At 66.7% G+C, this 24,593-nt stretch carries 21 protein-coding genes; 8 read left to right on the top strand and 13 right to left on the bottom strand.

The window, feature by feature from the left end:
- Positions 1-3: 3 nt before the first annotated feature.
- Positions 4-381, bottom strand: coding sequence for a hypothetical protein (locus tag ACI6GS_RS21225; protein WP_439815469.1), 378 nt, complete (start codon positions 379-381; stop codon positions 4-6).
- Positions 382-446: 65 nt separating this feature from the next.
- Here ACI6GS_RS21225 and ACI6GS_RS21220 point away from each other — a divergent pair, with 65 nt between their 5' ends.
- The 3 genes from ACI6GS_RS21220 (at position 447) to ACI6GS_RS21210 (ending at position 3,295) form a co-directional block, all read left to right on the top strand.
- Complete coding sequence (locus ACI6GS_RS21220; RefSeq protein WP_439815468.1) at positions 447-1,307, top strand: pirin family protein; 861 nt, start codon at positions 447-449, stop codon at positions 1,305-1,307.
- Between the two features lie 28 nt (positions 1,308-1,335).
- Entirely contained in the window at positions 1,336-2,109 is a 774-nt protein-coding gene (locus ACI6GS_RS21215) for an enoyl-CoA hydratase/isomerase family protein (protein ID WP_439815467.1), read from the top strand.
- Between the two features lie 88 nt (positions 2,110-2,197).
- A complete protein-coding gene (locus ACI6GS_RS21210) occupies positions 2,198-3,295 on the top strand; it encodes a type I restriction endonuclease (protein WP_439815466.1) in 1,098 nt (365 codons plus the stop codon).
- A gap of 50 nt (positions 3,296-3,345) precedes the next feature.
- Here ACI6GS_RS21210 and ACI6GS_RS21205 read toward each other — a convergent pair whose 3' ends face one another.
- The 10 genes from ACI6GS_RS21205 to ACI6GS_RS21160 form a co-directional block, all read right to left on the bottom strand.
- The gene (locus ACI6GS_RS21205) at positions 3,346-4,956 is read right to left on the bottom strand and encodes an O-linked N-acetylglucosamine transferase family protein (protein WP_439815465.1); all 1,611 of its coding nucleotides are present in this window, start codon (positions 4,954-4,956) and stop codon (positions 3,346-3,348) included.
- Positions 4,953-5,834 carry a hypothetical protein gene (locus ACI6GS_RS21200; protein ID WP_439815464.1) on the bottom strand — a complete coding sequence of 294 codons (882 nt, stop codon included), beginning with the start codon at positions 5,832-5,834 and terminating at the stop codon, positions 4,953-4,955. The genes ACI6GS_RS21205 and ACI6GS_RS21200 overlap by 4 nt, the downstream gene beginning before the upstream one ends.
- Before the next feature lie 32 nt (positions 5,835-5,866).
- The gene (locus ACI6GS_RS21195) at positions 5,867-6,154 is read right to left on the bottom strand and encodes a PqqD family peptide modification chaperone (RefSeq protein ID WP_439815463.1); all 288 of its coding nucleotides are present in this window, start codon (positions 6,152-6,154) and stop codon (positions 5,867-5,869) included.
- A gap of 1 nt (position 6,155) precedes the next feature.
- Positions 6,156-6,800 carry a CmcI family methyltransferase gene (locus ACI6GS_RS21190; protein ID WP_439815462.1) on the bottom strand — a complete coding sequence of 215 codons (645 nt, stop codon included), beginning with the start codon at positions 6,798-6,800 and terminating at the stop codon, positions 6,156-6,158.
- A gap of 658 nt (positions 6,801-7,458) precedes the next feature.
- A complete protein-coding gene (locus tag ACI6GS_RS21185) occupies positions 7,459-7,653 on the bottom strand; it encodes a hypothetical protein (RefSeq protein ID WP_439815461.1) in 195 nt (64 codons plus the stop codon).
- Between the two features lie 12 nt (positions 7,654-7,665).
- Positions 7,666-8,877, bottom strand: coding sequence for a CaiB/BaiF CoA transferase family protein (locus tag ACI6GS_RS21180; protein WP_439815460.1), 1,212 nt, complete (start codon positions 8,875-8,877; stop codon positions 7,666-7,668).
- A complete protein-coding gene (locus tag ACI6GS_RS21175) occupies positions 8,874-10,136 on the bottom strand; it encodes a CoA transferase (RefSeq protein WP_439815459.1) in 1,263 nt (420 codons plus the stop codon). The genes ACI6GS_RS21180 and ACI6GS_RS21175 overlap by 4 nt, the downstream gene beginning before the upstream one ends.
- Before the next feature lie 97 nt (positions 10,137-10,233).
- Entirely contained in the window at positions 10,234-11,121 is an 888-nt protein-coding gene (locus tag ACI6GS_RS21170) for an alpha/beta hydrolase (RefSeq protein WP_439815458.1), read from the bottom strand.
- Between the two features lie 3 nt (positions 11,122-11,124).
- Complete coding sequence (locus tag ACI6GS_RS21165) at positions 11,125-12,576, bottom strand: flavin-containing monooxygenase (protein WP_439815457.1); 1,452 nt, start codon at positions 12,574-12,576, stop codon at positions 11,125-11,127.
- A 108-nt stretch (positions 12,577-12,684) separates the two neighbouring features.
- On the bottom strand, positions 12,685-13,458 hold the full coding sequence (locus tag ACI6GS_RS21160) for a helix-turn-helix transcriptional regulator (protein ID WP_439815456.1): 774 nt from the start codon (positions 13,456-13,458) through the stop codon (positions 12,685-12,687).
- Between the two features lie 118 nt (positions 13,459-13,576).
- On the opposite strand from ACI6GS_RS21160, the gene ACI6GS_RS21155 reads away from it, so the two are divergent.
- The 4 genes from ACI6GS_RS21155 to ACI6GS_RS21140 all read left to right on the top strand — a co-directional run bounded on the left by ACI6GS_RS21155 (position 13,577) and on the right by ACI6GS_RS21140 (position 21,113).
- Positions 13,577-16,165 carry an MASE4 domain-containing protein gene (locus ACI6GS_RS21155; RefSeq protein ID WP_439815455.1) on the top strand — a complete coding sequence of 863 codons (2,589 nt, stop codon included), beginning with the start codon at positions 13,577-13,579 and terminating at the stop codon, positions 16,163-16,165.
- Positions 16,166-16,242: 77 nt separating this feature from the next.
- Positions 16,243-17,478, top strand: coding sequence for an acyl-CoA dehydrogenase family protein (locus ACI6GS_RS21150; protein WP_439815454.1), 1,236 nt, complete (start codon positions 16,243-16,245; stop codon positions 17,476-17,478).
- A gap of 187 nt (positions 17,479-17,665) precedes the next feature.
- Positions 17,666-20,401, top strand: a complete 2,736-nt coding sequence (locus tag ACI6GS_RS21145; protein ID WP_439815453.1) for a YjbH domain-containing protein — start codon at positions 17,666-17,668, stop codon at positions 20,399-20,401.
- A gap of 151 nt (positions 20,402-20,552) precedes the next feature.
- The gene (locus tag ACI6GS_RS21140) at positions 20,553-21,113 is read left to right on the top strand and encodes a hemerythrin domain-containing protein (protein ID WP_439815452.1); all 561 of its coding nucleotides are present in this window, start codon (positions 20,553-20,555) and stop codon (positions 21,111-21,113) included.
- A gap of 25 nt (positions 21,114-21,138) precedes the next feature.
- On the opposite strand, the gene ACI6GS_RS21135 is transcribed toward ACI6GS_RS21140, so the two are convergent.
- On the bottom strand, positions 21,139-21,354 hold the full coding sequence (locus ACI6GS_RS21135) for a hypothetical protein (protein WP_439815451.1): 216 nt from the start codon (positions 21,352-21,354) through the stop codon (positions 21,139-21,141).
- Between the two features lie 533 nt (positions 21,355-21,887).
- On the opposite strand from ACI6GS_RS21135, the gene ACI6GS_RS21130 reads away from it, so the two are divergent.
- The gene (locus ACI6GS_RS21130) at positions 21,888-23,753 is read left to right on the top strand and encodes a flavin-containing monooxygenase (RefSeq protein ID WP_439815450.1); all 1,866 of its coding nucleotides are present in this window, start codon (positions 21,888-21,890) and stop codon (positions 23,751-23,753) included.
- 7 nt (positions 23,754-23,760) lie between these two features.
- On the opposite strand, the gene ACI6GS_RS21125 is transcribed toward ACI6GS_RS21130, so the two are convergent.
- A complete protein-coding gene (locus ACI6GS_RS21125) occupies positions 23,761-24,480 on the bottom strand; it encodes a Crp/Fnr family transcriptional regulator (RefSeq protein WP_439815449.1) in 720 nt (239 codons plus the stop codon).
- Between the last annotated feature and the right edge of the window lie 113 nt (positions 24,481-24,593).

Below are 24,593 nucleotides of genomic sequence, written 5' to 3'. Positions count from 1 at the left end.
GCGTCAAGTCGCGGCGGTCCCGACCCGGTAGCGGGCGGCCAGAAGGACGTCGCTGGCGATTGCCGCGCGAATGGCGGTCGCGTCGGCGCCGGGATCGGTCGCGATCACCACCCGGTCGAAATCGGCAATCTCGCCGCGGACGCGCTGCAGGAAACTGCGGCGCAGCAGGTCGACCAGGTCGCTTCGCCCCGTACAGCACAGGCAGGCATTGCCAAGCGACGGCATCGGCAGGGCCGCTTCATGACGGCCACCGGTGATGTACAGCGTGCCAGGGCGATCGGGTCGCACGCGCGCCAGGACGTCCATGCCACTGCCGGGCTCCAGCACAATCACCGGAATGCGCCCGTCCCTGTCCGCCTGCTCCACCGTCCTGCCCTTCACCCCGTCAGCAATGGCCCCTAGACTTGGGGCAATCGACCGAGTGCGGCAAGTGGAGTGCGCAAACAATGGAACTGGCGATCCCGGCACGGCGGCACCAGGTGGGCGGCTTCGTCGTCGGCCGGGTCCTGCCCTACATGAAGCGGCGCATGGTCGGGCCGTTCGTGTTCTTCGACCATATGGGGCCGGTGACCTTCAAGGTCCCTCTGGCGCCCGACACGGATGTGCGCCCCCATCCGCATATCGGCCTGTCGACCGTCACCTACCTGTTCGATGGCGAGATCACGCATCGCGACAGCACGGGGGTGGAGCAGGTGATCCGGCCCGGTGCCGTGAACTGGATGACGGCCGGCCGCGGCATCAGCCACTCCGAGCGCTTCGACGGGATCCGCGCGCAGGGCGGGGGCATGGTCGAGGGGATCCAGGCGTGGGTCGCGCTGCCGGAACAGGCAGAGGAGGTGGAGCCAGGCTTCGACCACTACGCTGCCGACGACCTGCCGCTGTTCAAGGATGCCGGCATCGAGGGACGCCTGATCGCGGGCTCGGCCTATGGCCTGAGCAGCGGGGTCCGCACCCATTCGCCTCTTTTCTATGCGCATCTGAAGATTGCGGGCGATACGCCGTTTGACCTGCCCCGGGGCCACGCAGAGCGGGCGATCTATGTCGCGCGCGGCGCCGTCGAGCATGAGGGCCAGCGCGTGGACCCCGGCCAGATGCTTGTCTTTGGCCCGGACGAGGACCCCTATTTCCGTACCGCCCGCGGGGCCGAGGTGATGGTCCTGGGCGGCGAGCCGCTGGGCGAGCGATTCATCTGGTGGAACTTCGTCTCGTCCCGCCCCGAGCGGATCGAGCAGGCCAAGGCAGACTGGCAGGCCGGGCGCATCCCGCTGCCGCCGATGGACCATGACGAGATGATTCCGCTGCCCTGATTGTCCCCTGCGCAAGACCGGGAACCAAATGGACTACAGCTTCTCCCGCCTGGAAGATGGCGGTGTCTTCACCATCACGCGCGAGGCCAAGCGCAATGCGCTGACCCGGGCCGTCTGGGAAGGTCTGACCCAGGCGCTCGACAGGCTCGAGGCGGAAGGCGGGCGCTTCCTGGTGATCACCGGCGGGGGCGACAAGGCGTTCTGCGCTGGCACCGACCTGGCCGAGGCGGCAGGCCTGGGACGGGACGAAAACGCCGCCAAGAACGCGCGGGTGCGTGCCCTGCTGCTGCGCCTCTCGCGCTCCCCTGTGTTCAGTGTGGCGGCGGTGAACGGGCTGGCCTTTGGCGGCGGCCTGGAAGTCGCGATGGGCTGCGCCGTCCGGATCGCGGCACCGCATGCGACGTTCTCGATGCCGGAGGTGAAGCTGGGGGTGCTGCCGGCCTATGGTGGCACGCAATTCCTGCCGGCCATCATCGGCCGGCCCCGGGCGCTGGACATGATGCTGACCGGGCGCGTGGTCGATGCGCACGAGGCGCTGGCCATGGGCCTGATCAACCGGGAAGCCTTCGCGGACGCCCCGCTGCTCGACCAGGCCATCGCCTATGCGCGGGAAGTGACGGCCTTCAGCCCCGTCGCGATAGCCAACATCCGCCACGCGGTCGAAGCCTCCGGCGCGACCGTGACGGAAGAAGGCCTTGCGGCCGAGGCACACTGGGTCAACGAAACCGGCCTGAGTGCCGATGCCCGCGAGGGCGTCGCCGCCTTCCTCGAAAAGCGCAAGCCAGTCTGGACGGGACGCTAAACGTACGCGTGTGCGCCAGCAGCTTTATCGTGTACCCTTGTGGATTGAAGAGTGATCTGGAGACTCTTCAAGAATGGGGGGAGATGCTATGAGCTTCGTCGCTGAGTTGCCTGATCGGTGCCGATCTGTTCTAAAGGCGGCAGACCGTTGTGTCAGCGAGGAGGCCACTAAGCAGTTCTTGGTTTTGCCCTTTTTGAATGTACTGGGCTACAATGTTTTTGATCCTGAAGAGGTAATGCCGGAGCATCACGCTGATTTTTCTGAAAAATATAAGAACAGAGTCGACTATGTTATCGTGCGGGATGGCGTTCCAATCATTGGGATTGAAGTAAAGCCGAAGGGCGCGGATTTTTCGGGAGATCGAGGTCAGCTTCGCTCATACTTCAATGCTTGTATGACTGTCAAGTTGGGCATTATAACCAACGGGGTACGCTATGAATGCTATGCTGATACCGATGAACCAAATATCATGGATCAGAATGCATTCTTGACTTTCGATCTCTCCGAGATTGCGAAGGGAGAAGCCGATAGTAGAGCGCTGAACGGTATCGAAGAGCTTACAAAAGCCCGATTTGATCCTCAAAATCTTGGCACTGAGGCTCGCCGAAAGCTGCTCCTGGGGCAATTTATCGGTACGTTGGATTCATGGCAGGATCGCCCGACTGACGCCCTGGTACGACTGCTTCTGGATGAGGGTGGATTTAAGGGTAACAAGACAGGAAAAGTTGTTGATGACTGTCGTGACTTGGCGAAACAGGCGATCAATCTATTCGTTAATCGACTCATTCTTCGACGGGTTGGAGTTGACAATGTCAGTGTGGCTCAGGCGATCGAACATGCTCCGGCCCCAGAACAGAGTGCAATACCCGCATCTGAAGGCATCATTACTACAGAAACGGAAATAAAAGCCTATGAGTATGTGCGACGAAGGCTCGCATTTTTAATCAAGGAGGAAGAGCTTTACAATGAGATAGAACATATATCGTATGTAGATCTAAAGACAACATTCAAAGTATACTATAAAAGGCCCAATGCGGGAAGCCTGTTTAATCTGAAAGAAAAATCTGGAGGGCTGATGGTATTTGAGTTTCCGGCGCTTTCCAATCAAATTGTAGAGACTCATAAACTGTCTGACATAGACAAATTATTGTTGGATAGCTTCAAGATCCGCGTCGGGGGGAGCTGAAATTTAGTGAGTGACGCATTTGCGAATCTATCTCTGGCGCCAAAGCGCCTTTAGTTCTGCCAGTTTGCAACTTGGCGTGACATTGCTTCGTGGAACTGGCGGGCGGTGGTGTCCAGCGCGCGGGCAAGGCGACCGGGGACGGTGTGGCGCAGGTCGGCGCGGAGCGTGTGGCGGCGTGCCTGGTCGTCGATCAGAGAGAGCGCGGTCGCGACATAGGCGTCCGGGCTGGTGGTGACGAGATCCGGCTGTCCCGCCATGGCAAGGATCGAGGCGGTGGTGCGGGCGGCAACCTGGTCGCCGCGCAGCGTGACCACCGGCACGCCCTGGGACAGGGCGTCGAGCGTGACCACACCGCCTGAATAGGGCCAGGTGTCGAGCATCAGGTCGATGGCGGCGTGCCGAGCGAGGTAGGCTGCGCGCGGCTGCCGGTTCTGCAGTTCGATGCGCGCGGCGACGTCGATGCCGGCGTCCGCGAACAGGCGGGACAGGCGCGCCGCGACCCCGGGATCGCCATACAGGTCGTCCTTCAGAACCAGCATGGTTTCGGGCCGCGCGGCCAGGATGCGCGCCCATGCCTTCAGCAGGGGCTCCGATAGCTTTTCCCCCCGCGCGAAGCAGCCCAGGCGGACGCTGCCGGGCGCACTTGGGCGCGGCTCGGTTGCTGGGGGTGCCACCGGTTCGACCAGGGTGGGACAGCTCACGTCCAGCAGGCGTTCCCGGAAATGCGGTCGTTCTCCCCCGGGGATCAGCACCGGGTCCGTTACCAGTAGGTCGATCCCCGCCGTCCCCGGCCCCGGCAAATAGCCCCAGGCCGAGACCTGGAGCGGGGCTGGGCGCCAGGCGAAGACGCCAAGCCTGTTGCCGGCCGTGTGGCCATCCAGGTCAACCAGGACGTCCACGGCGTCCTGCGCGATCAGGCGGGCAGCGGCGGAATCGTCCAGGCCCACCAGGGATCGCCAGCCATCGACCGCCAGGCGCAGGCGGACAGTGACGGCATCGCGCCGAGGGTCGGCGGAATAGCAGGTGACACGGATGGCTGCGGGGTCGCGCCGCAGGATCATGGGGATGAAGACGTGTGCCGCGGCATGGCTGCGGAAGCTGGCGGAGATATAGCCGATGTGCAGCCGACGTGCCCGCTCCTCCGGCCGGGCGACAGCGGTCGGTCGGCCGGGCGATGGGAATAGACCGCGCTGGACCTTCAGCACCCGCGCGGTGGTCATGAGGGGTGCGAATGCGGTGGCATAGGCGATGTTGGACGCCGTGAGGCGGTCGCCAGGGTCGCGCGCCAGCGCCTGCCGCCAGGCATCGACCGCCGTTGCCGGATCGCCCAGGAGGAGGTGCGCATTGCCGATCTGGCGCAGGGCGAGGCCCCGCGCTGGGCCGTCCGCCGGGACGCGCTGCGCCAAGTTCAGGGCCAGCGACGGACGCCGGTTGGCGATCGCGGCGATGGCCCCTTCGACCGCAAGATCGGGATCGTCGACTGGCGCGACGGCGACGGTGCGCGCGGCATCGGCCGGGAGGCCAGCGCGGTTCTGGATCCGCGCCAGGGCCAGGTGCGCGGCCGGGTCCCCGCGTTCAAGCGCGCGTTGCGCCAGTTCGGCCGCATCGTCGAACAGGCCGCGCGCCGCGAGGGCGGTGGCCTGGTCCAGGTCCGTGGTCATGCCAGGCCGGCCATGCGGGCCAGGCTGGCGGCATGGCCGGGCAGGGCGGCGATACGGTCGGGCGGATGGACGGCAAAGGCGGGCACCACCTGCGCCAGCGTGCCCAATCGCGCCAGCGTATCGGCGCGACCCGTCAACTCCGCGGCCACGCGCAGCGTGGGAACGTACGGCACAAGGCGCGGCAGGACCTGGGCTGGTGCCAGCAGCTCGACCCGCCCGGGTCCTGGATCCCGCCCGGCCAGCAGGATCAGCGCGCGGACCGGCACCGGCCCTGGCGCCAGACCGGGCCGAGGCGGCAGTTCCAGCTTGCCATCCGGGCTGGGCACGCCTTCGAGACCCAGGGCCTGGGCCGCATCGGGCAGCAGTCGATTGGCCAGGAACACGGGATGGACAGAGACGCAGCCGCCCACCGTGAGGGGCGCGCATAGGTCATCGGCGATCAGGTCGGCGCCAATCCGGCCAAAGGCCGCGGCCAAGGTCGACTTGCCGGCCCCGCTTTGGCCAAGCAGCAGGATCGCACCGCCGCCAAGGGCCAGCGCGGCCGCGTGCAGGGGCACGCGGTCATGGTGCAGGAAGATTGCGCTGAACGCCGCATGACGGACGAAACCGCCGATATGCGCGCGGGCCTGCGCCGTCGGGCCCCACAGGGTCAAGGTATGACCGCCGTCGAGATAGAGGCAGCCGCCCCCCTCCGCGATCATCCATTCGCCCCGACCGATCTGCCAATTGCTGCCCTGACGCAGGGGTGCACGCAGGCGCGGCGCCGGATGGCCATCGCTGACCAGGATGCGGACATCCTCCGGAGCCGTTGCCGGAAGGCTGGGCAGCACGAGATCGGAGCGGATGCCCAGCCCGCCGACAGTGTAGTGCGCTACCACGGCGCGCGATTCCGGCGATCCTCCCACGGGCCTCAGGGGGTGACGCGAAGCAGGCCAGCCGCGTTCAGGTCGTCCAGGAATTGCAGGACGTCGGTGACGCACGTCGCCGCGTCGACGTCGTAGTCCTGCTGCAAGCGCTCGCACAGGACGCTGACCCGGACCGGCGTGCGGATCAGGGCCGCGATCGCGCTGCCCGTCTCTCCCAGACTGGCATAGATGCCGGTTTCGGTCTGCAACAGGATGGTTTCGCCATCCATCTCCGCCTCCAGCAAATCCGGGGCAAGCTCGACGGTGGTGTCGCTGGTTAGGGGCTGGGGCATCTCAATCCTGCGGCTGGGCGGGCAGGGAGCGGCGCAGGTAGCCGCCCACGTTCAGGCTCATCAGAAAGCGCTCCGGAGCCGGGTCTACCGCGAAGTCCGGATGACGCGCCAGGAAGAAGGCGACGGCCTCCGCTGGCCCCGGGCCCAGGGCTGCCAGGTCGGGATGGCCGTTGCGCCAGGTGTCCTCGACGATCAGGTAGCCACCGGGACGCACCAGCGGGGCATAGGCTTCCATTTCGGCCAGGACATGCAGCACGGTGTGGCTGCTGTCCAGGATCACCAGGACTTCGCCCGCTTCGGCGGCGCTGGCATGCACTGCCGCCACGATGCCGGCGTCGGTGGAATCTCCGTGGACATAGCTGATGCGCGGGTGGCGCGGCAGGTCACGCTCGGGATTGTTGTGAATGTCGATACTGATCACCCGGCCATGGCCGATCAGGTCGCAGATCGTCGCAAGGAACAGCGCGCTGCCGCCCTTGTGCGTTCCCGTCTCCACGATCAGTCCGGGCCGGCGGGCGACAATGATCTCCTGGTAGGACCACAGGTCGGTCGGATACTTGATCGCGTGCATGCCCAGCCATGACACGCCGATCGTCCCCTGGCGATCAAGGAAGCGCTGAAAAACCAGGCGATGGAAATCCTGCACGATGCGACGTGCCGAGGCGTCGTCGATCGGCTCCAGTTCCCGACCGTTTTTCAGCTCGACACCTGTGCCGCGATGCTTCGGACGGGAGCCCTGGTCAGGACTGGGTGCAGCCGTCCGGCGCAGCGGAGCCGCCGATGCGTGTCTCGCCCACCGGAAGGATCCTTGCCCGGGGCTGAGTCCAGGCTTTCTTCGGGGGGATGCGAGGGGAAAGCGGTGATGCGGTCGGCGTCTTGGTCATGCAGAACCCCATTTTGGACCCTACAAAAAACTGGATCAGGACAGGAAGCAGGGCCCATCGGGCGTACCGGCTCCGGCATTGGCGGCATCGCGTGCATTGACAAGCTTTGCCTTCGGCTGGGTCCACGGCTTCTTCGCGGCGCTGGCAGCGATCTTTGGTGTGGAAGTGCGCACTGTGGTCATGTGAGAAGCCCAAAAGTTTCCGAAGCGGATTACGACGTCTGTCAGGGGCCGTTGGTTGCCGCATTGACCTGGATGGCCGCAGTGCGAATGTCGACAATCCGGGCGCACCGGCGTGTCCAATTCTTCATTGCTTGGGCGACCTGACGGACTTCTGACGCTGACAGACTCACCTTTGCCATTGACTTGGGTGCCTGTGTCGGCACGGAAGTGTGGGCGGCGGCCAGCAGCAAGGCAAGCGCTATCGCCGGCGACGAGACCCGACGAAGATGGCAGCCAGGCCCACTGCGACAACCGCGGCGCCATACCAGATCCAGGGTGACTGGTCGATCATGAAGCTGGTCTCGGGCCAGCGGATCATGCCCGTACCCTGGCCGATCCACAGGCCGCCGACCAGGATCGCAACCACGCCGAACGCCATCAACACTGCCTTCATGCATCGTTCCCTTCAGCCCAGGGCGTCGGCGGCCTGCAGCGCCGCGATCCGTTCATCATCATAGCCCAGCACATCGCGAAGGACGTGCGCGTTGTCGCGGCCATAGACTGCTGCTGCGCGATCATAGGCGGCGGGGGTCTCGGACAGGCGATAGCGCGATGCCTCGACCACCGCCTCGCCCATCAGGGGATGGGGCAGCCGGACGAAGTGGTCACGCGCCAGCAATTGGGGATCGGCCATGAAGGCGGCGCTGTCCACCGCAAGGTGGGCAGGGATGCCGTGCGCCTGAAGCATTTCCTGCAGGCTCGGCCCATCATGGTGCCGCGTCCACGCCTCGAGTAAGGCTTCCAGTGCATCCTCGTTTGCCTTGCGGTCGCGCAGGGTCATAAAGCGCGGATCGGCGGCCAGGCCCTCGCCGCCCGCAAGCAGGGCCAGGCGCTGCCATTCGGCATCGCTGCGCACCGCGAGCGCGAGCCATTGGTCCTGGCCCGCGCAGGCAAAGACGCCATGCGGGGCCATCGCCGCGTCCCGGTTGCCCTGTCCGTCCAGCACGCGTCCGGTGACGGAGGCATCGGCGATGTGCGGGGCCAGGAATTGCAGGCCGGCCTCGGACTGTGCCACGTCCAGGTGGCAGCCCTTGCCGGTACGCCGGCGATGATCCAGCGCCGCCAGCAGCGCGACCAGCCCGAAGCGCGGCGCGACATAGTCGGTGTACGGCCCGAACGGGCCGATCGGGGTTCCGCCCTGAGGGCCGACAATGTTCTGGAAGCCGGCAATCGCTGCGCCATGATTGCCATAGCCGGAATAGCGCGTGTGTGGTCCCGACTGGCCCATGAGTGCCGTGGACAGCAGGATCAGCGACGGATTGGCCGCCGACAGCACGTCATAGCCAAGGCCCCATTTCGCAAGCTGGCCGGGCGTGAAGCTTTCGACCGCAACATCGGCCCAGGCCGCCAGATCGCGCACCACGTCCTGGGCCGCTGCCTTGCGCAGGTCCAGCGACAGGCCGAACTTCCCCGCATTGCAGTTCTCGTACAGGGTCGACTGCTGCACGTCGAAGCGCCCTCCCGGAAACGGACCCATCAGCCGGGCGGTTTCCACCCGGCGGGCGGAGTCGATGCGGATGACGGTGGCGCCATAGTCGGCCAGCGAGCGGCCGATCAGGGGGCCGGCCACGACCCAGGCCAGGTCGAGCACCTTGAGCCCTGCCAGTGGACGGCTCATGCGGCCCCTCCCAGTTCGGCACGGAGCGCGGCACCATGTTCGTCCAGTCGGGGTGCCGCACGCAGCGGCACGAACGCGCCGGCTGGACCGAAGGCGAAATCACCCGGCAGGACATAGCTGCCGAACGGACCTTCAATCGTCTGGAAGAAGCCGCGCGCCGCGCTATGCGGACTGGCGATCAGGTCGGCCATGGTCTGGATGGGTGCGATCATGATGCCGCGGGCCAGCGCTGCATCCATCAGTTCGTGCTTGGACCGGGTGGCCAGGAACGCGCTGACATGGTCGGCGGCGCGATCCAGGTCGGGCGTGGTGATGCTGCCCCTCTCCAATGCGGCGGCCAGCTGGGTCCAGTCCCAGGTGTCGAACACAGGGTCGCCCCAGCCCTCGTCCCGCATCCAGCCAAACAGCGCGTTGGTCGACGGGCCGCCGGCCGGGCCGCCGGCGACGTAGAGTTCGGCCAAGCCATCCAGCATGGGCCATTTCGCCGTACGGGTGCGGGCGCCGCCGGCCGTGACCTCGAACCGCCCGGGCAACGCTGCGGTGGCCGCCGATGGCCGCGGCACGTAGTCCGGATGACCCACAGCCTCCGCCAGCACGGCGGACAGCGTCGCGACGGGCACCGACTGGTGAGCGCTGATGTCGACGTGCTGGCCCTGGCCGCTGTTCAGCCGTGCGAAATGGGCGATCAGGGCGCCGCCCGCCGCATCGCCCGCCGCATGAAGCCAGCTTTGGGGGGCCGATATGCGCACGGGGCGCGGATCCCCCGGCACCCGGGTCGGCAGCAGTGGACCTCCCGCAGCCCACACGACGATGTCGCTGTCGGCATAGTGCGCCTTTGGCCCGGTCAGGCCGAAGGGCGTGATGGAGACGTGGACCAGGGTTGGGTTGAGGGCGCGCAGCGTGTCCGGCGCCAGCCAGCTTGGCCGGCCGTCGGCCGGTGCCGCGGACTCGAACAGGAAGTCGGCCGACGCGACCAGGGCCCGGAACAGGTCAGGTTCGGCACCGGGATCGCAGACGATGCTGCGCTTGCCGCTGGCATAGGCCGCCCAGTAGAGCGAGTTGTCCGGTACGGGCCAGGCGGGCGCGAAGGGGGGCGTGGATCGCGCCGGAGACCCGCCGGGCGGTTCCACCTGGATCACGTCGGCACCCAGCTGCGCCAGCATGTGGCCGGCCAGCAGGCCACGATGGTCGGTCAGGTCCAGGACCCGGTAGGGCGCCAGGAAGCCTGCCTTGTCCTGGTCGCCGGTTGCAGATGTCATGGCTTGCCGATGGCCTTGCTGCGGTGACGGTCTCTTTTAGCCGTTCCTGGCGCGGGGGGAAGGGATCCCCGCGCCTCTCGACGGCGTTCCGTCACCCTCAGCCGCACCTGCTCCGGACGAAGGCGGCGATCTGCTCCACCGCGGCGCGTCCCTGGGCCAGCATCGGCCAGTAAAGGTGCCAGACGTGGAACATTTCCTTCCACACGGCCAACTCGGTATCGACGTCCGCGGCGATCAGGGCCTGATGCATCGCACAGGCATCGCCGAAGAAGACTTCCCGGTCACCGATCTGGATCAGGACCGGCGGCAGTCCGGAGAGGTTGGCAAACAGCGGCGAGACGAGTGGGTGGCGCACCTCCACCCCGTCGCGATAGGGCACCGAGAAATAGTCGGCCACGGTGCCGGACAGCATCGGGTCATGCGCCGCCAGGGCCGTGTAGCTGGCATTCTCGGTGCCCAGGTTGACCCAGGGGCTGATGCCGATGGCACAGGCCGGCAGCGGCAGCCCCTTGTCCCGTGCCGACACGAGCGCCGCGAAGGTCAGCCCGCCGCCCGCCGAATCGCCGGCGAACGCCACCCGAGCGGCGCCTTCCCTGGCCGCCAGGTCGGTCCAGGCCTTCACCGCGTCCTCGACGGCCGCGGGGAAAGGGGCCTCGGGCGCCATGCGATAGTCGAGGGAGAAGACAGTGCCGCCGATCTCCTGCGCCAGCAGCGCCGTCATGTGCCGGTGCGAGCGGGGCGAGCCGATCAGGTAGCCGCCGCCGTGGAAGTACAGCACGACGGGTCCGCCGGAGCGGGCGACCTGTCGCTCGGCCGCGACGCCGCCCAGCAGGACACTGTCGAATTCCACGCCGTGCGGCGGCGCAAAGGCATCGGCCAGCGCGTCGATCGCCAGCCGCTTCTCCACCACCGACTGGTTGGCGTCGAACGGCACGGCGGTCAACATGGCCAGAACCTTGGCCAGTTCGGGGTTATGCGTGGTCATGGCTCACACCATCTCGTAGTCGTCGAGCACCGGCTCGCGCATGTCCGCCTCGAATTTCTCATAGGTCCACGGCCAGGATGCGACATTGCCGTTCTTGTCGACGTACCAGCTGTCGCAGCCCGAAGCCCAGATCGTGTCCGGCATCTTGGCCTTCACCGCCGCGTTGAAGGCGCGCACCGCCTCCACCTTGGGCTCTATCTCGCGGACATTGCCGCTGCGCAGGCGGTCGATCAGCTGCATCGCATAGTTGAACTGGTTCTCGGCCGTCAGCAGCCACGAGAAATTGCCGATCGGACTGTTCGGGCCCCCGATCATGAACCAGTTGGGCAGGCCGGGTACGGTCACGCCCAGATAGCCCTCGTTCGCATTGGCCCAGACCTCGTCCAGGCTGCGGCCGTTGCGGCCGATCACGGTCATCGGGCGGACGAACCGGTGGGTGTCGAAGCCCGTTGCCAGGACCAGCACGTCGATCTGGTGCAGGCGCCCGTCGGCGGTCCGGACGCCCTGGGGTTCGATCTGCCGGATCGCCTCGCGCACGACTTCGGCATTGGGCTTCTGCACGGCTTCATAGAAGTTGTCGGACATGATCATGCGCTTGCACATGACCCGGTAGTCGGGGGTCAGCCGGGCCCGCAGGTCGGGATCGCGGACACTGGCCAGGTAGCCCTTGCAGGCGGCCTCGATCTCGGCGTAGCGCTCCGGGGCCGCACCCACCACGGCGCTGGCAAAGCCCGAATTGAAGTCGCTGGCATAGCGCCGATAGGTGTCGTCCACCAGCTCGGGATTGGCGCGGTAGCGCGCCTTCTCCTCCTCGGGGATCGGCGGATTGGGCAGGGGCAGGATCCATTGCGGTGTGCGCATGAAGAGCGCGAGGTGCGATACCTCGTCCACGATTGCGCCGGTGATCTGTGTCGCTGTGGAGCCGGTGCCGATGATCCCGACCCGGCGCCCCGCAAGGTCGATGCCATCGGCCCAGCGGGAGGTGTGGAAGCTGGGCCCGGCGAAGCACTCCAGGCCCGCAATGTCCGGATAGACCGGGTGGTGCAGGACGCCCACGGCGACCAGGACGGCATCGAACGCGCCCTGTGGCCCTTGCGTGGTTTCCAGCAGCCATTGACCGTCCTGGAACTCGGCGCGCGTCACTTCGCTGTCATAGCGGATGTGGGGCGCGATGCCGTGCTTCTCAACCACCCGCTCCAGGTAGGCCAGGATTTCCGGTCCCGGCGAGCACACGCGGCTCCAGTCCGGGTTGGGCTCGAAGGAATAGCGGTAGAGGTGCGAGGGCACGTCGCAGGACAGGCCCGGATAGCGATTGTCCCGCCATGTGCCGCCCAGGCGTCCCGCCTTCTCGAAGATGGTGACGTCCGTCAGGCCGCGCTCGCGCATCTTGATCAGGGACATGATGCCGGACGCCCCGGCACCGATGATGGCGATACGCAGGTTTCGCTGTGCCATTCCGTCCTCCCGGTGGTGGGACCGGGTCGAGCCGGCCTCGTATCCTCCAATTCTAATGCACCTCAGGATGAAGTTTGCCCCTCGTTTTCGAGAGGGGCCCCGCCAGGCTCAGGCCGTGATTGAGCCCAGCATGCCCAACTGGGCGGCGATGCCCACCGCGTGCGTCCGGTTGGCCGCGCCAAGCTTGCGCACGACATTGTCCAGGTGAAAGCGCACGGTCGTTGGCGCCACGGCGATCAGGCCGGCGATCTGGATGTCGCGATAGCCCTGCGCCACCAGGCGCAGGCAGTCCCATTCGCGCGGGGTCAGTTCGGACAACTCCTCGGGCGTGACCACGCTGCGGCCGGCCTCATGCGCGACCGCCGCCATGAACAGGTGGCCGATCGCCAGCAGTTCCGGCCGCAGCAGGTCGACCTTCGCCTCCGTCCCGGCCAAGGTGCCCGGCCCGACCCAGGTCAGCATGGAGATGTGGCCGCGCGGCAGGACGACGGGAACGGTCAGCATCATCGTGTGGCCCATGGCCAGGATGGCATCGGCGATCTGCCGTTCCAGGGCGCCACGGTCGGGCCGGGGATGGTCGACGGGTGACGCAAAGGGGAGGTGCGCGACGCGGCAGCGAAGGTAGAGCGGCATCTTCAGCATGATGTGCCGGTCCCACCACAGGGCCAGGATGTCGTCCGGCCAGCCGCAGCGCAGCATGAAGGCGTGCATCTGCGCATCGAAATGAGGCCGCCCGATATCCGGCGCCCAGACAATCAGCGGCATGCGCAGGCCCTGCGCCACCAGCTCCAGCCCCGCTTCCGCCTGTTGCAGGCCGGACGCCTTCGCGCACAGGTCAAGGCCGGTGCGAACCTGTAGCAGGTCGCAGGCGGCATCGGTCATCGGGGTCTCCGTTGCGGGTCCTGGCGATCTTGGCGCGCGCCGCGGGCGAAGGCCAAGAGGGGCGGAGCCGGGCGGCCTAGGTATATCTACGGATGGCCGGCATTCGTTCAGACGATGAATGATCGAGGCCCCGGGGATTGACGAGGCACCGGAATCCCTGCTGCCCTATGCGTTCAGGAACCCCTATCCGGGAAAATGGTTGCAATGTAGGGTTGAACAGGATGGCGCGGTTCGAGTAGTCATGTTTCAGGCCGAAACACTTGCCGATACCCAGGCAGGGCCGCTTCATCGCGTCATGGCGACCTTGGTTGCCGTGCTTCTGTCGGGCCTGACGCTGTGGAGCCTGGCCGGCAATGTGCAGCTGGCCAAGCTGACCTCGTTCATGCCGGCGACGATCGCCGCGATCGCGGTCGTGGAGCTGATCACCGCGCTGATGCTGTTGACGCAGTTCTGGCATCTGCGACGTCGGCCGCTGGCTTGGCTCGGGGGAGCGTACCTGTTCGCCGGCCTGATCGTCATCCCCTTCGTCCTGACCTTCCCGGAGGCGTTCTCGGAAAGTGGCCTGATGGGTGCAGGACCCCAGACGACATCCTGGATGTGGATGTTCTGGCACGTCGGATTCCCGGCGATCGTCCTGGGCTATATCGGTTGTGTCCTGCGCGACCCTGCGCTGCTCGCGCCCGAGACTGTGGCCAACCTGATCCCGCTGGTCGTGATTCTGGCGCTGGCAGCGGTCGTCGGCGTGACCGTGCTGGCGACGCTGGGACATGATCATCTGCCGGTGGTGTTCGCATCGGGAAGCTATAGCGGCATCACCACCAGCGGGATCGGCCCCCTGGCCGCGGTGCTGTGCGTTGTCGGGTTGGTCGGGCTTTGGCACGCGACGCGCCTGCGCACGGTCCTGAACCTGTGGCTGGCCGTCGCCCTGTTCGCCTTCCTGCTGGACATACTGGGCGTCCTGTTCGGCCACAGCCGATACACATTCTCCTGGTACGTCGCCCGGGTGAACGGTCTCGTGTCGGCTTTCACGGTGCTGTGCGCCTTCCTGGTGGAGATCAATGCTCTTTACCAGCATCTGCTGACTGCGGCGCAGCGCACGGCGGAAGACAATGACCGCCTGGTCGAGGCCGAGGCGGCCCTGAGGCAGCGATCGGGTGTCCTCCAGGCAGCCTTCGAGGGCTTGGCGGAAGCGGTCTGTGCGCTTGACCAGAACCGCCGGCTGATCGCCTGGAACCGGCGTTTCTTCTCGCTGTTCGGCTTTCCCGACGACTATGCACGGGTCGGCATGCCCGCAGAGGCCTTCGCGCGCTTCAACGCGGAGCGCGGCCAGTATGGGCCGGGCGACGTGGACGCGATCGTCAGGCAGCAAGTCCAGGTCCTGGAAACAGATCGCTTCATGACCTACGAGCTCGACCGGCCGGACGGGTCGACGCTCGAAGTGCAGATGACGCCGCTGCCAACGGGCGGCGTACTGGTCACGATGCGGGAGATCACCGACCGGAAGCAGGCCGAGGCGCGCCTGCGCGCGGAGAAGACCGCGACCGAGGAACAGCTGGCGCAATTGCAGAAAATGGAATCGCTGGGCCACCTGACCGGCGGGCTGGCGCATGACTTCAACAACCTGCTGGGCGTGGTGATCGGCAACCTGGACCTGCTGATGGAGGAGATGCCGCGGCAGGGCCCGGCGCGTGAGATGGGGGAGGCGGCCATCGATGCCGCACTGCGCGGCGCCGAACTGACGCGCCAGCTGCTGGCGTTTGCCAGGCGTCAGCCTTTGCGGCCCAAGCTGCTGGACGCCAATGTCGTGGTGGCGGACACGGCCCGGCTTCTGTCGCGCACCCTGGGCGAGCAGGTCCGGATCCACCTGGTGCCGCAGGAGCAGGGGCTGTGGCCGGTCATGGCCGATCCGGCCCTTCTGGAATCGGCGCTGGTCAACATCGCTACCAATGCCCGCGACGCCATGCCGAACGGCGGGACGCTGACCGTCCGCACCGCCAATTCGGAGATCGAGCAGGATTATGCCGACTCGCACGGGGATGTGCGGGCCGGCGACTATGTCATGATCGAGCTGACCGACACCGGCAGCGGCATGCCGCCGGAAGTGGTCGCCCGGGTGTTCGAGCCATTCTTCACGACCAAGGAGGTGGGACGGGGCACCGGCCTGGGACTGTCGATGGTCTATGGCTTCATTCGCCAGTCGGGTGGGCACGTCCAGATCTACAGCGAGCAGGGGCGCGGTACCGTCATCCGCCTCTACTTGCCGCGCGCCTTGCAGGTGGGGGAGCAGTCGTCCGGCGCCACCGATCGCCGGCGCCTGATGGCGACCGGCAACGAACCGGTCCTGGTGGTCGACGACAATCCGCACATGCGCACGACGGCGGCCAAGCAGCTGAGCTCCCTGGGTTATGCCGTCTTCGAGGCGGAGGACGCCGCCAGCGCCCTGGACACCCTTGCTGCGCATCCGATCGCCCTGCTGTTCACGGACCTGGTCATGCCAGGGCGCATGTCCGGTGCCGACCTGGCGGCGGAGGCCCAGGCGCGCCAGCCGGACCTGCGCGTGATCTTTACCTCTGGCTTTCCGCAGAACGCGCGTCCCGACGACGGGCCGCAGAGTCCGCGCCGCCTTCCCGATGACGCCGTGCTGCTGGGGAAGCCCTATCGCAAGGCCGACCTTGCCGCCCTGGTCCGGCGGGTACTGGACAGCTGAAGCCGACGCCCCTGGCATTGCCAGTTTGGCCGGTCTAGAACGCTGTCCGAACACAACGATGCAAGGGAGGGGCCGCCATGGCCATCGATTTCGAGATTCCGGCCGAGGCGAAGGCCATCCGGGAGAAGGTCCGCCAGTGGGTGCACGACCACTGCATCCCGGCCGAGAAGGACCTGCTGGCCGGCGGCGACTACAAGACAGTGCTGGCGGCGCTGCGCACCAAGGCGCGGGCGCAGGGGCTGTGGTGCCCGTTCATCCCCAAGGAGCACGGCGGCATGGGCCTGGGCCCGCTGGCCAACGCGCTGGTCCAGATGGAGCTGGGCGAGAGCTACCTGGGCGCGCTGTCGATGAACACGCAAGGCCCGGACGATGCCACCATGCTGACCCTGCTGGAGCACGGCACGCCGTTCCAGAAGGAGAAGTACCTGAAGCCGCTGCTGAACGGCGAGAAGCGCATCTGCTACTCGATGACCGAGAAGGCTGCCGGTGCCGATGCCACGGGCATGCAGACCAAGGCGGAGAAGGTCGGCAACGACAAGTACCTGCTGAACGGCGAGAAGTGGTTCTCGTCCGCCGCCAGCGTCGCCGACATCGCGGTGGTGATGGCCAAGACCGACCCCGACGCGCCCCGCCATCGCCAGTTCTCGACCTTCATCGTCGAACTGCCGAACCCCGGCTACAACATCAAGCGCGACATTCCCACGATGGCGCTTGAGACGCCGCTGTCGCACATCCTGGGCGGCGGTCATGCCGAGGTCGAGATCAAGGACCTGGAAGTCCCGGCCGAGAACCTGCTGGGCGGCGAGGGCAACGGTTTCAGCATGGGCCAGCATCGCCTGGCCTATGGCCGTCTGCGCCACGGCATGCACAACGTGGCGATGGCCCAGCGCGCGCTGGACATCGCGACCGCGCACGTGACCCAGCGCACGACGTTCGGCAAGAAGCTGGACGAGCGCCAGGCGGTGCAGTTCATGCTGGCCGATTGCGCCAGCCAGCTCTACATCGCGCGCCTGATGCTGCTGCACATCGCCTACAAGGCCGAGCGCGGCATGGACCTCCGCCAGGAGAACGGCATCGCCAAGGTGTTCCTGGCCAACATGGTGCACAAGGTCGTCGATACCGCGATCCAGCTGCACGGGGCCCTGGGCTTCAGCCGCGATACGCCGCTGGCCTACTGGTACACGCACATCCGCGCCCAGCGCCTGGTCGACGGTCCGGACGAGGTGCATCGCTGGACCACCGGCCGTAATGTCATCAAGGCGTTCAAGGCGCACGGCACGACGGCGAGCGCCGCCGGCGGCGACCTGCTCTGAGCGAGGGCGCTTTCCCCTGTCCTGCAGGCTGAGGCCTGCGGGGCGAGGGAAGCGCCCGACCCGCAAGGCGTCCGGCCGGCGCGACAACACGCCAGCCAGGCGCTGCGGCGGGGACGTTGCAGGGGAGGGGGTGCGCCACTAAGGTGCGCTTCTGTCCGGGGGCGGCAACAGAAGCGGAGTCGATGGCTTGAGACGGTCCGGACTGGTCTCGTTCGGAGCCGCATTGGGGGTCGTCGCCCTGGTCGCGGCCACGGGCATTGCCCGGGCCGACGGCCGCGCCGATCGCAAGCCGGAAACCGACGTCGAGTTGGCCCCCTATACCGCCAACAATTTTGGCGGCGTCGGCCTGATCGACAACCGAACCGCCCGCATGAACCCGCAAGGTACGTTCGAGGTCGGTGGCCTGGCCAATGGCCGGCTCTACCGGCTCTACGTCAACGCGACCATCTTCCCCTGGCTGGAAGGCACCTTCCGCTACACCGACTATCGCGAGGAATTCCGCAGCGATACACAGTATCTGGACCGCGGCTTCGACCTGAAGCTGCGGCTGCAGCAGGAAACGCCCTACCTGCCGGAAATCGCGATCGGGCTGCAGGACCTGGGTGGCACCGGCATCTATGCCGGCGAGTATGTCGTGCTCAACAAGCGGTGGGGCGACCTCGACTTCTCGCTTGGCGTGGGCTGGGGCTATCTCGGCAACCGCGACCGCTTCGGACCGCTCTGGGGCCCATCGGAGCGCTCGGCCGGCCCTTCGGAACTCTTCGAGGTCGGCCGTTTCGAGGCGCAGAACTGGTTCCGCGGTCCCGTCTCGCTGTTCGGTGGCGTGGAGTGGTTCACTCCGGTCAAGGGCCTGTCGCTGAAGCTCGAGTATTCGGGCGCGGATCCGTCGCAGCAGGCCTTTCTGAACCGCATTGAGCGACGTACCCCGATCAATGTCGGGCTGAGCTACAAGCCCACGGACTGGCTGAACTTCAGCCTGAACCTGGAAAACGGGACCGACGTCTTTGCGCGCATGGCCCTCAGCCTGAACCTGCTGGAGGCGCGCCGCACCCTGCTGCTGGACGATCCCAAGCCGGCCCTTGTGCGCCGGCCGTCCGATGTGTCCGGCGGGCCGGTGGGCCGCACGGTCGACGACATCCTGAATCCGCGGCTTGCCGCCGCCAGCACGGTCTCCGACCCCCTCCTTGCGGCCTTGAAGCGCGAGCACCTGCCGCTGGAGCGCATCGAGATCACGGGCGGCGAGGTGCGGGTCTATGTCGCCACGATCCTGACCGGCGACCAGGCGAGCCTGGTCGCGGCGCGTGTCGCGTCGCGGCTGCCGGCGGGTTCGCCGCCGGTCAGCATCATCAGCGCCAGCCCCGGTTACACGCCCGATTTCGTGCCGCCAGTGCCAGCCCCCGCGCCGCGCGTGTCGCCCCTGGGCGAGGCGCTTGTCGCCGCACTGAAGACCGAGCGACTGAGCGTTCAGAGCGTCGAGATCGACGGTCGCTTCGTCACAATCGCGGTCGAGGACCTGCCCCCTGCGGCTGTCGAGCCGACGGCGGAGCGTCTGCGCGCCGCCCTGGCGGCCCAGGTCGACGGCCTGGTGCTGAGCAACGGGCGGCAGCGGATCGTCGCCGGCCAGCGACCGCCCAACGAACCCTTCGTGCCGGAGCAGTCGCCGGCGCAGATCCTGTTCGCGGACCGCTTCCCCACCGATCCCGTGGCGCAGGGGCGGGAGGCGGAGGCCGTTTTCGCGGCGATGGAAGCCGACGGCATGAGCGCGTCCGCCTATCGCCGGGACGGCGGCCGCGCAACCGTGTGGATGGCGGGATCGCGCTATCGCCTCCAGACCAAGACGGTGGGCCGTGTCGTTCGTGCGCTCTCGGGCGTGGTGCCACGCCAGGTCGAGCAGATCACGGTCGTCCTGACCCAGCGGAACATGCCCACGGCCCAGATCAGCGTCCTGCGCAGCGATTTCGAGGATGCGGAGTCCGCGCGCGGGTCGGCGGAGGAAATCTGGGTCCATGCCCAGGTTCAGACCCCCGACCAGGACGCCCGCGACCGCACGGGCGCCACGGAGAATGCCGGCCTCTATCCCCGCTTTGCCTGGTCCCTGCGGCCCGATCTCCGGCCGCTGATCGGTAGCCGGGAGGGTCTGGTGCTGACCGACCTGGTTGCGGAGGCATCGGCCAGCGTCGAACTCCTGCCCGGCCTGGTGGCGCGCGGCACCGTCAACAAGTACCTGGTCGGCAACCTGGACGAAGCGCAGATCGACACCGCGAGCGGTCTGCCGCGGGTGCGCACCGACCTGGGCCGCTACCTGCGCGAGGGGCGTGACAATATCGAGAACCTGCAGGTCGATTATCTGTTCAGTCCGGCGCAGGACGTCTTTGCCCGCCTGTCGGCAGGCTATTTCGAGCCGATGTTCGCAGGGGTGGGTGGCGAGGTGCTCTATCGCCCCTTCAACGAGCGCTACGCCATCGGCATGAACCTGTACTTTGCCAAGCAGCGGGAGTTCGACCAGCTGTTCGGCCTGCGCAACTACGAAACCGTGACCGGCCATGTGGGCGGCTACTACCAGTCCGACTTCTATGGCTTGCGCTTCGAGGTCCAGGCCGGACGCTACCTGGCTGGGGACTGGGGGGCCACCTTCGACATCAGCCGCGTCTTCCAGTCGGGCGTGCGGCTGGGCGCCTTTGCCACCGTGACGACTGCATCGGCGCGTGATTTCGGCGAAGGCAGCTTCGACAAGGGCTTCTATGTCAGCGTGCCGCTGGAATGGTTCCTGCAAAGCTCCACCGCCCAGACGAGCACCTACCTGTTCCGGCCTGTCACGCGCGACGGCGGCGCCATGCTGGGCGTGGGCCCCCGTCTCTACGACCTGACCGGCGAGGACCGGCCGACCACCTTCGACCGCGACTACGGCCGTATCCTGGATTGACCTGACGGCGTATGGCGCCGGTCCGCGGCACTCCCCGGCGGAGCGCCGATCTTCGGGAACAGAGTTGCCGGCTCCTCGTTTGCTCGGATCTCGGGACCCGGCGGGATATTCCCCCGGCCCAAACCGTCACGATCATCAGGAGTCAGACCCCATGGCAACCACTGCCAAGAGCCAGTCGTCCACCTCCAGCCGCGCCAAGCCGGCGCCGGCCAAGGCCAAGGCGCGTTCAGGCCGCACGCGACGCAGCGGCAGCCGCGATCCCTTGGCGGTGCAGCTGCTGAAGCAGGATCACCGCGACGTCGAGAAGATGTTCGACGAGTACGAGCAGCTGGACAAGGGCGCCGACAAGCAGGCCCTGTTCAACAGGATCGCGCTGGCGCTGAAGGTGCATACCGCGCTGGAGGAGGAAATCTTCTATCCGGAGGAGCGCGGCGACGTCGAGGACGACATGCTGGACGAAGCCTATGTCGAACATGACGGCGCCAAGAAGCTGATCGCCGAGATCGAGGGCATGCAGCCCGACGAGGAATTCTATGACGCCAAGGTCAAGGTCCTGGGCGAATACATCAAGCACCACGTCAAGGAAGAGGAGCAGCCGGGCGGCATCTTCTCCCAGGCCAAGAAGGGTGAGGAGGACCTGAACGAGATGGGCGAGCGACTGAAGGAACGCAAGGCCGAACTCATGGCCGAAATGGGCGGCACCGCCCACTGATCCGGCATATGCCGACCGGCTGGCCCTATCGCGGATGGGGCCGGTCGGTCAGCATCAGGGACACGGCGTCGGCATAGGCGACCTCGACCTCGGGCAGGTTCGTGCCGTCCGGGGGGCCGATGCGCACCACGACGCCACGGGTGGTGCGCATGATCGCCGCCACCACCCCGATCAGGTCGTCCGATCCGGGATAGCGGATCGGGCGCCCGGCCTTCAGGCTGCGACTGCCAATGTTCGCCATCGCTCCGCCTCAGCGATCGGCGGCGCGGCAAAGTGCCGGGGCGACCGCCGGCTGCATGCCGGCTGGTCTGAATGAATCGATCATTGTGATGTCTCCTGGGCCGGCGCTCCGCGCGCACGACCGACGCCCGCCAAAAGGCCGGACAGGGAATTTGGTTCAGCGCCCGGGGGTCATCGTTCCCCGGCAATTCGGTCGAAGCGCGTCAGGCGACGAAGTTGGCGCGCAACTCGTCGACGGAAGGACTGACCGCCTGAGTCGCCGGGGCGACAGGGTGGGCACAGGCCGCAAGGCCCAGAAAGGCAGCAAGGAACGCAACGCGCATGGCACTATCCTTGCGCAGGTTTGACGCCGCGCTTCGGGGGCAGCCCGCCGACCGCCCGTTGGATGATGGTTCCAGGATACCGTGCCAGCGGGATGCGTCCATGCACTGGTGCACAGTCCTGGCGGATTGATGCGCGCCGCTGAACACCGCTAGACTCCTGCCAACCGCGCCGCTCCGGTGGCAGCACAAGAACAAGAGGGAGGTTAAGGCGATGTCGGCAGCCATCCGGATCGATCCTGCAAGCGGGCAGAAGGTGTTCAACACGCGCGCGGCCAAGGCGACGGAGCGCATCGCCGGCAAGGGCTATTCCGTCATTGCAGACGAGCGGCTGACGACGCTGCCGGAACTGCCGCCGGGCGCGCGCTTCGATGCGGAGGAGCAGGCGAAGTATCGTGCCTTCGACGAGGTGCGCCGCGGCGCCGCCGACTACATGCCCATGGAGGGGCGTTTCGCGAAGTACCTGGACGACGTCTATTCCGCCGACCCGATCCCGCGGGAGGCGCTGACCGATGAGTGCGATGTGCTGGTGGTGGGCGCAGGCTTTGCCGCACTGCTGCTATGGCACAAGCTCCGCAAGGCGGGCTTCACCGACGTGCGCTTCTGCGAGAAGGGCGGCGATGTCGGCGGCACATGGTATTGGAACCGCTATCCCGGCATTGCCTGCGACGTCGAATCCTATTCCTACCTGCCGCTCCTCGAGGAAACGGGCTACGTCCCGCGCATGAAGTTCGCCTCGGGCTTCGAGATCCTGGAGCATTGCCAGCGGCTCGCCGAGCAGTTCGGCTTCTATGAGCGCTGCCTGTTCCACACGACGGTCGATGGTACGACGTGGGACGAGGAGGCCCAGCGCTGGACGGTGACCACCGATCGCGGGGATGCGATGCGCGCGCGTGTCGTGATCCTGGCCAACGGCGTGCTGACCACGCCAAAGCTTGCACGCATCAAGGGCATGGAACTGTTCGAGGGAGAAGCCTTCCACACCTCGCGTTGGGATTACACGGTCGACTTGGCGGGCAAGCGGGTCGGCATCATCGGCACCGGCGCAACTGCCGTTCAGGCGATCCCCGAACTGGCCAAGGTCGTGGGCGAACTCTACGTCTTCCAGCGGACGCCTTCATCCGTCGACGTCCGCGACCAGCGCGAGACGACGGAGGAGGAGCGCAGCACCTGGGCGAACGAACCCGGCTGGGCGCGTGCCAGGCGGGCGCGATTTGCCAAGATCTCGGCCGGGCGCACCGCGATGAAGGCCAATGACGACTATCTGGCCGGCAAGATCACCGACTTCAAGGAACGCAAGAGCCATGCCCGGCCCCTGACGCCCGAGGAGATGATCGAGAAGCAGCTGGACACCAATTTCCGGATCATGGAGCAGATCCGCGCCCGCGTGGATGCGATCGTGAAGGATCCGGAGACCGCCCGGGCGCTGAAGCCCTACTACCCCTATGGCTGCAAGCGTCCAACGTTCCATGACGAGTATCTGCCGACCTTCAACCTGCCCCATGTGCATCTGGTCGACACGGCGCCATCGGGGGTCAAGGAAATCACGGCCCGGGGGGTCGTTCATGGCGGCCGCGAGTACGTGCTGGATGTACTGGTCTATGCCACCGGCTTCGAGTGGATGGCGACCTCGACCTTCAACCGCGTGACGGGGCGTGGCGGGCGAAGCTTGACGGACAAGTGGCGGCAGGAGGGCACGCGCACGTTCCTTGGCCTGCACGTCCACGACTTTCCCAACCTGTTCATTGTCGGCGGGCCGCAGGGCGGCGGTGGTTCATTCAACTTCACCGACGCGATCGAGGCCCATGGCGACTATGTCGTGTGGCTGCTGGCCATGATGCGCGACAACGGCCACGCGGTGGTCGACGTCGGCGAGGAGCCGGAAGCCGAGTATGCCCGCCATTGCCGGGAGGCCGACATCGCCACGGCCCCGTTGCGCAACTGCGTATCCTACTACAACGGGCACGGCGCGGCCGAGCCGGGCAGCCTGGCCTATTATGGCGGCGGCCGCTGGCATCGGCTGAGGGCGGAGGCGCAGGGCACCCTGGCGCCCTATGTGTTCGATCCGCCACGCGCCTGAGCGTTGGCTAGCCCGGCGGGTAGATGCCGTGGAGGACGGTGTCGAAGTGGTTGCTGATCGTCGCGGTGCAACTGCATGAGAGCGCCCGCAGGCCGGCCTCGTCCACGATCCGGAAGGTACCCCGCCGCGTTGCGATGACGCCGTCGTCGCGCAGGCGGGCGATCACCCGCGCGACGAAGGGACGACCGACACCCAGCATTTCGGCGAACTGTTCCTGCGTCATCTCGATTTCCGTCCCGCTGGTCCGGTCCATGCCGGCCAGCAGCCATTTGGCCGCCCGTTGCAGCGTGGAGTGCGAGGCATTGCACGCGGACGACTGGAAGACCTGCGCGAACAAGCAGTCGGAATAACGCGCGAACCAGTGGCGCATGGGCAGGGATTCGACCTTGGCCATTTCCAAAGCGGCCGTCTTGATGCGCAGGAAGCGGCCGGGAAAGCGCACCTTGGCGGTGGCAAAGGCCGGCACGTCGCCATTCGACACGATGCCGCCGATGGCACCTTCGCGGCCGACCACCGCGACGTCGATCTGGCTGCCCTCGTCCATCTCCACACAGAAGCCGGCAAGGGCTGCGCCGCAGGGAAACCAGGTGTCGTGTACCACATCGCCGGCCTTTTGCAGGATGTCGCCGCCACGCATTTCAAAAACGCGCATATGCGGCGTCAGGCGATTCATGTCCTGCTCGCGAAGGACCGAAATCAACAGGTTCCCCGCCAGATCGGCAGCCATGGCGCTCCTCACGGTTCGAGACTCCCCAAGAACACATCTGCAACGACATTGTTCACCAGTGAACAGACGCCACCGCTTGGATCTGTCACCAAGTGCACACTGAACGCCTAAAG

This window comes from Zavarzinia sp. CC-PAN008 (assembly GCF_051903925.1).
In the GTDB taxonomy this organism is placed as follows: domain Bacteria; phylum Pseudomonadota; class Alphaproteobacteria; order Zavarziniales; family Zavarziniaceae.
Note: the sequence above shows the minus strand (reverse complement) of the source record. Positions and strands in the feature narration are given on the sequence as shown.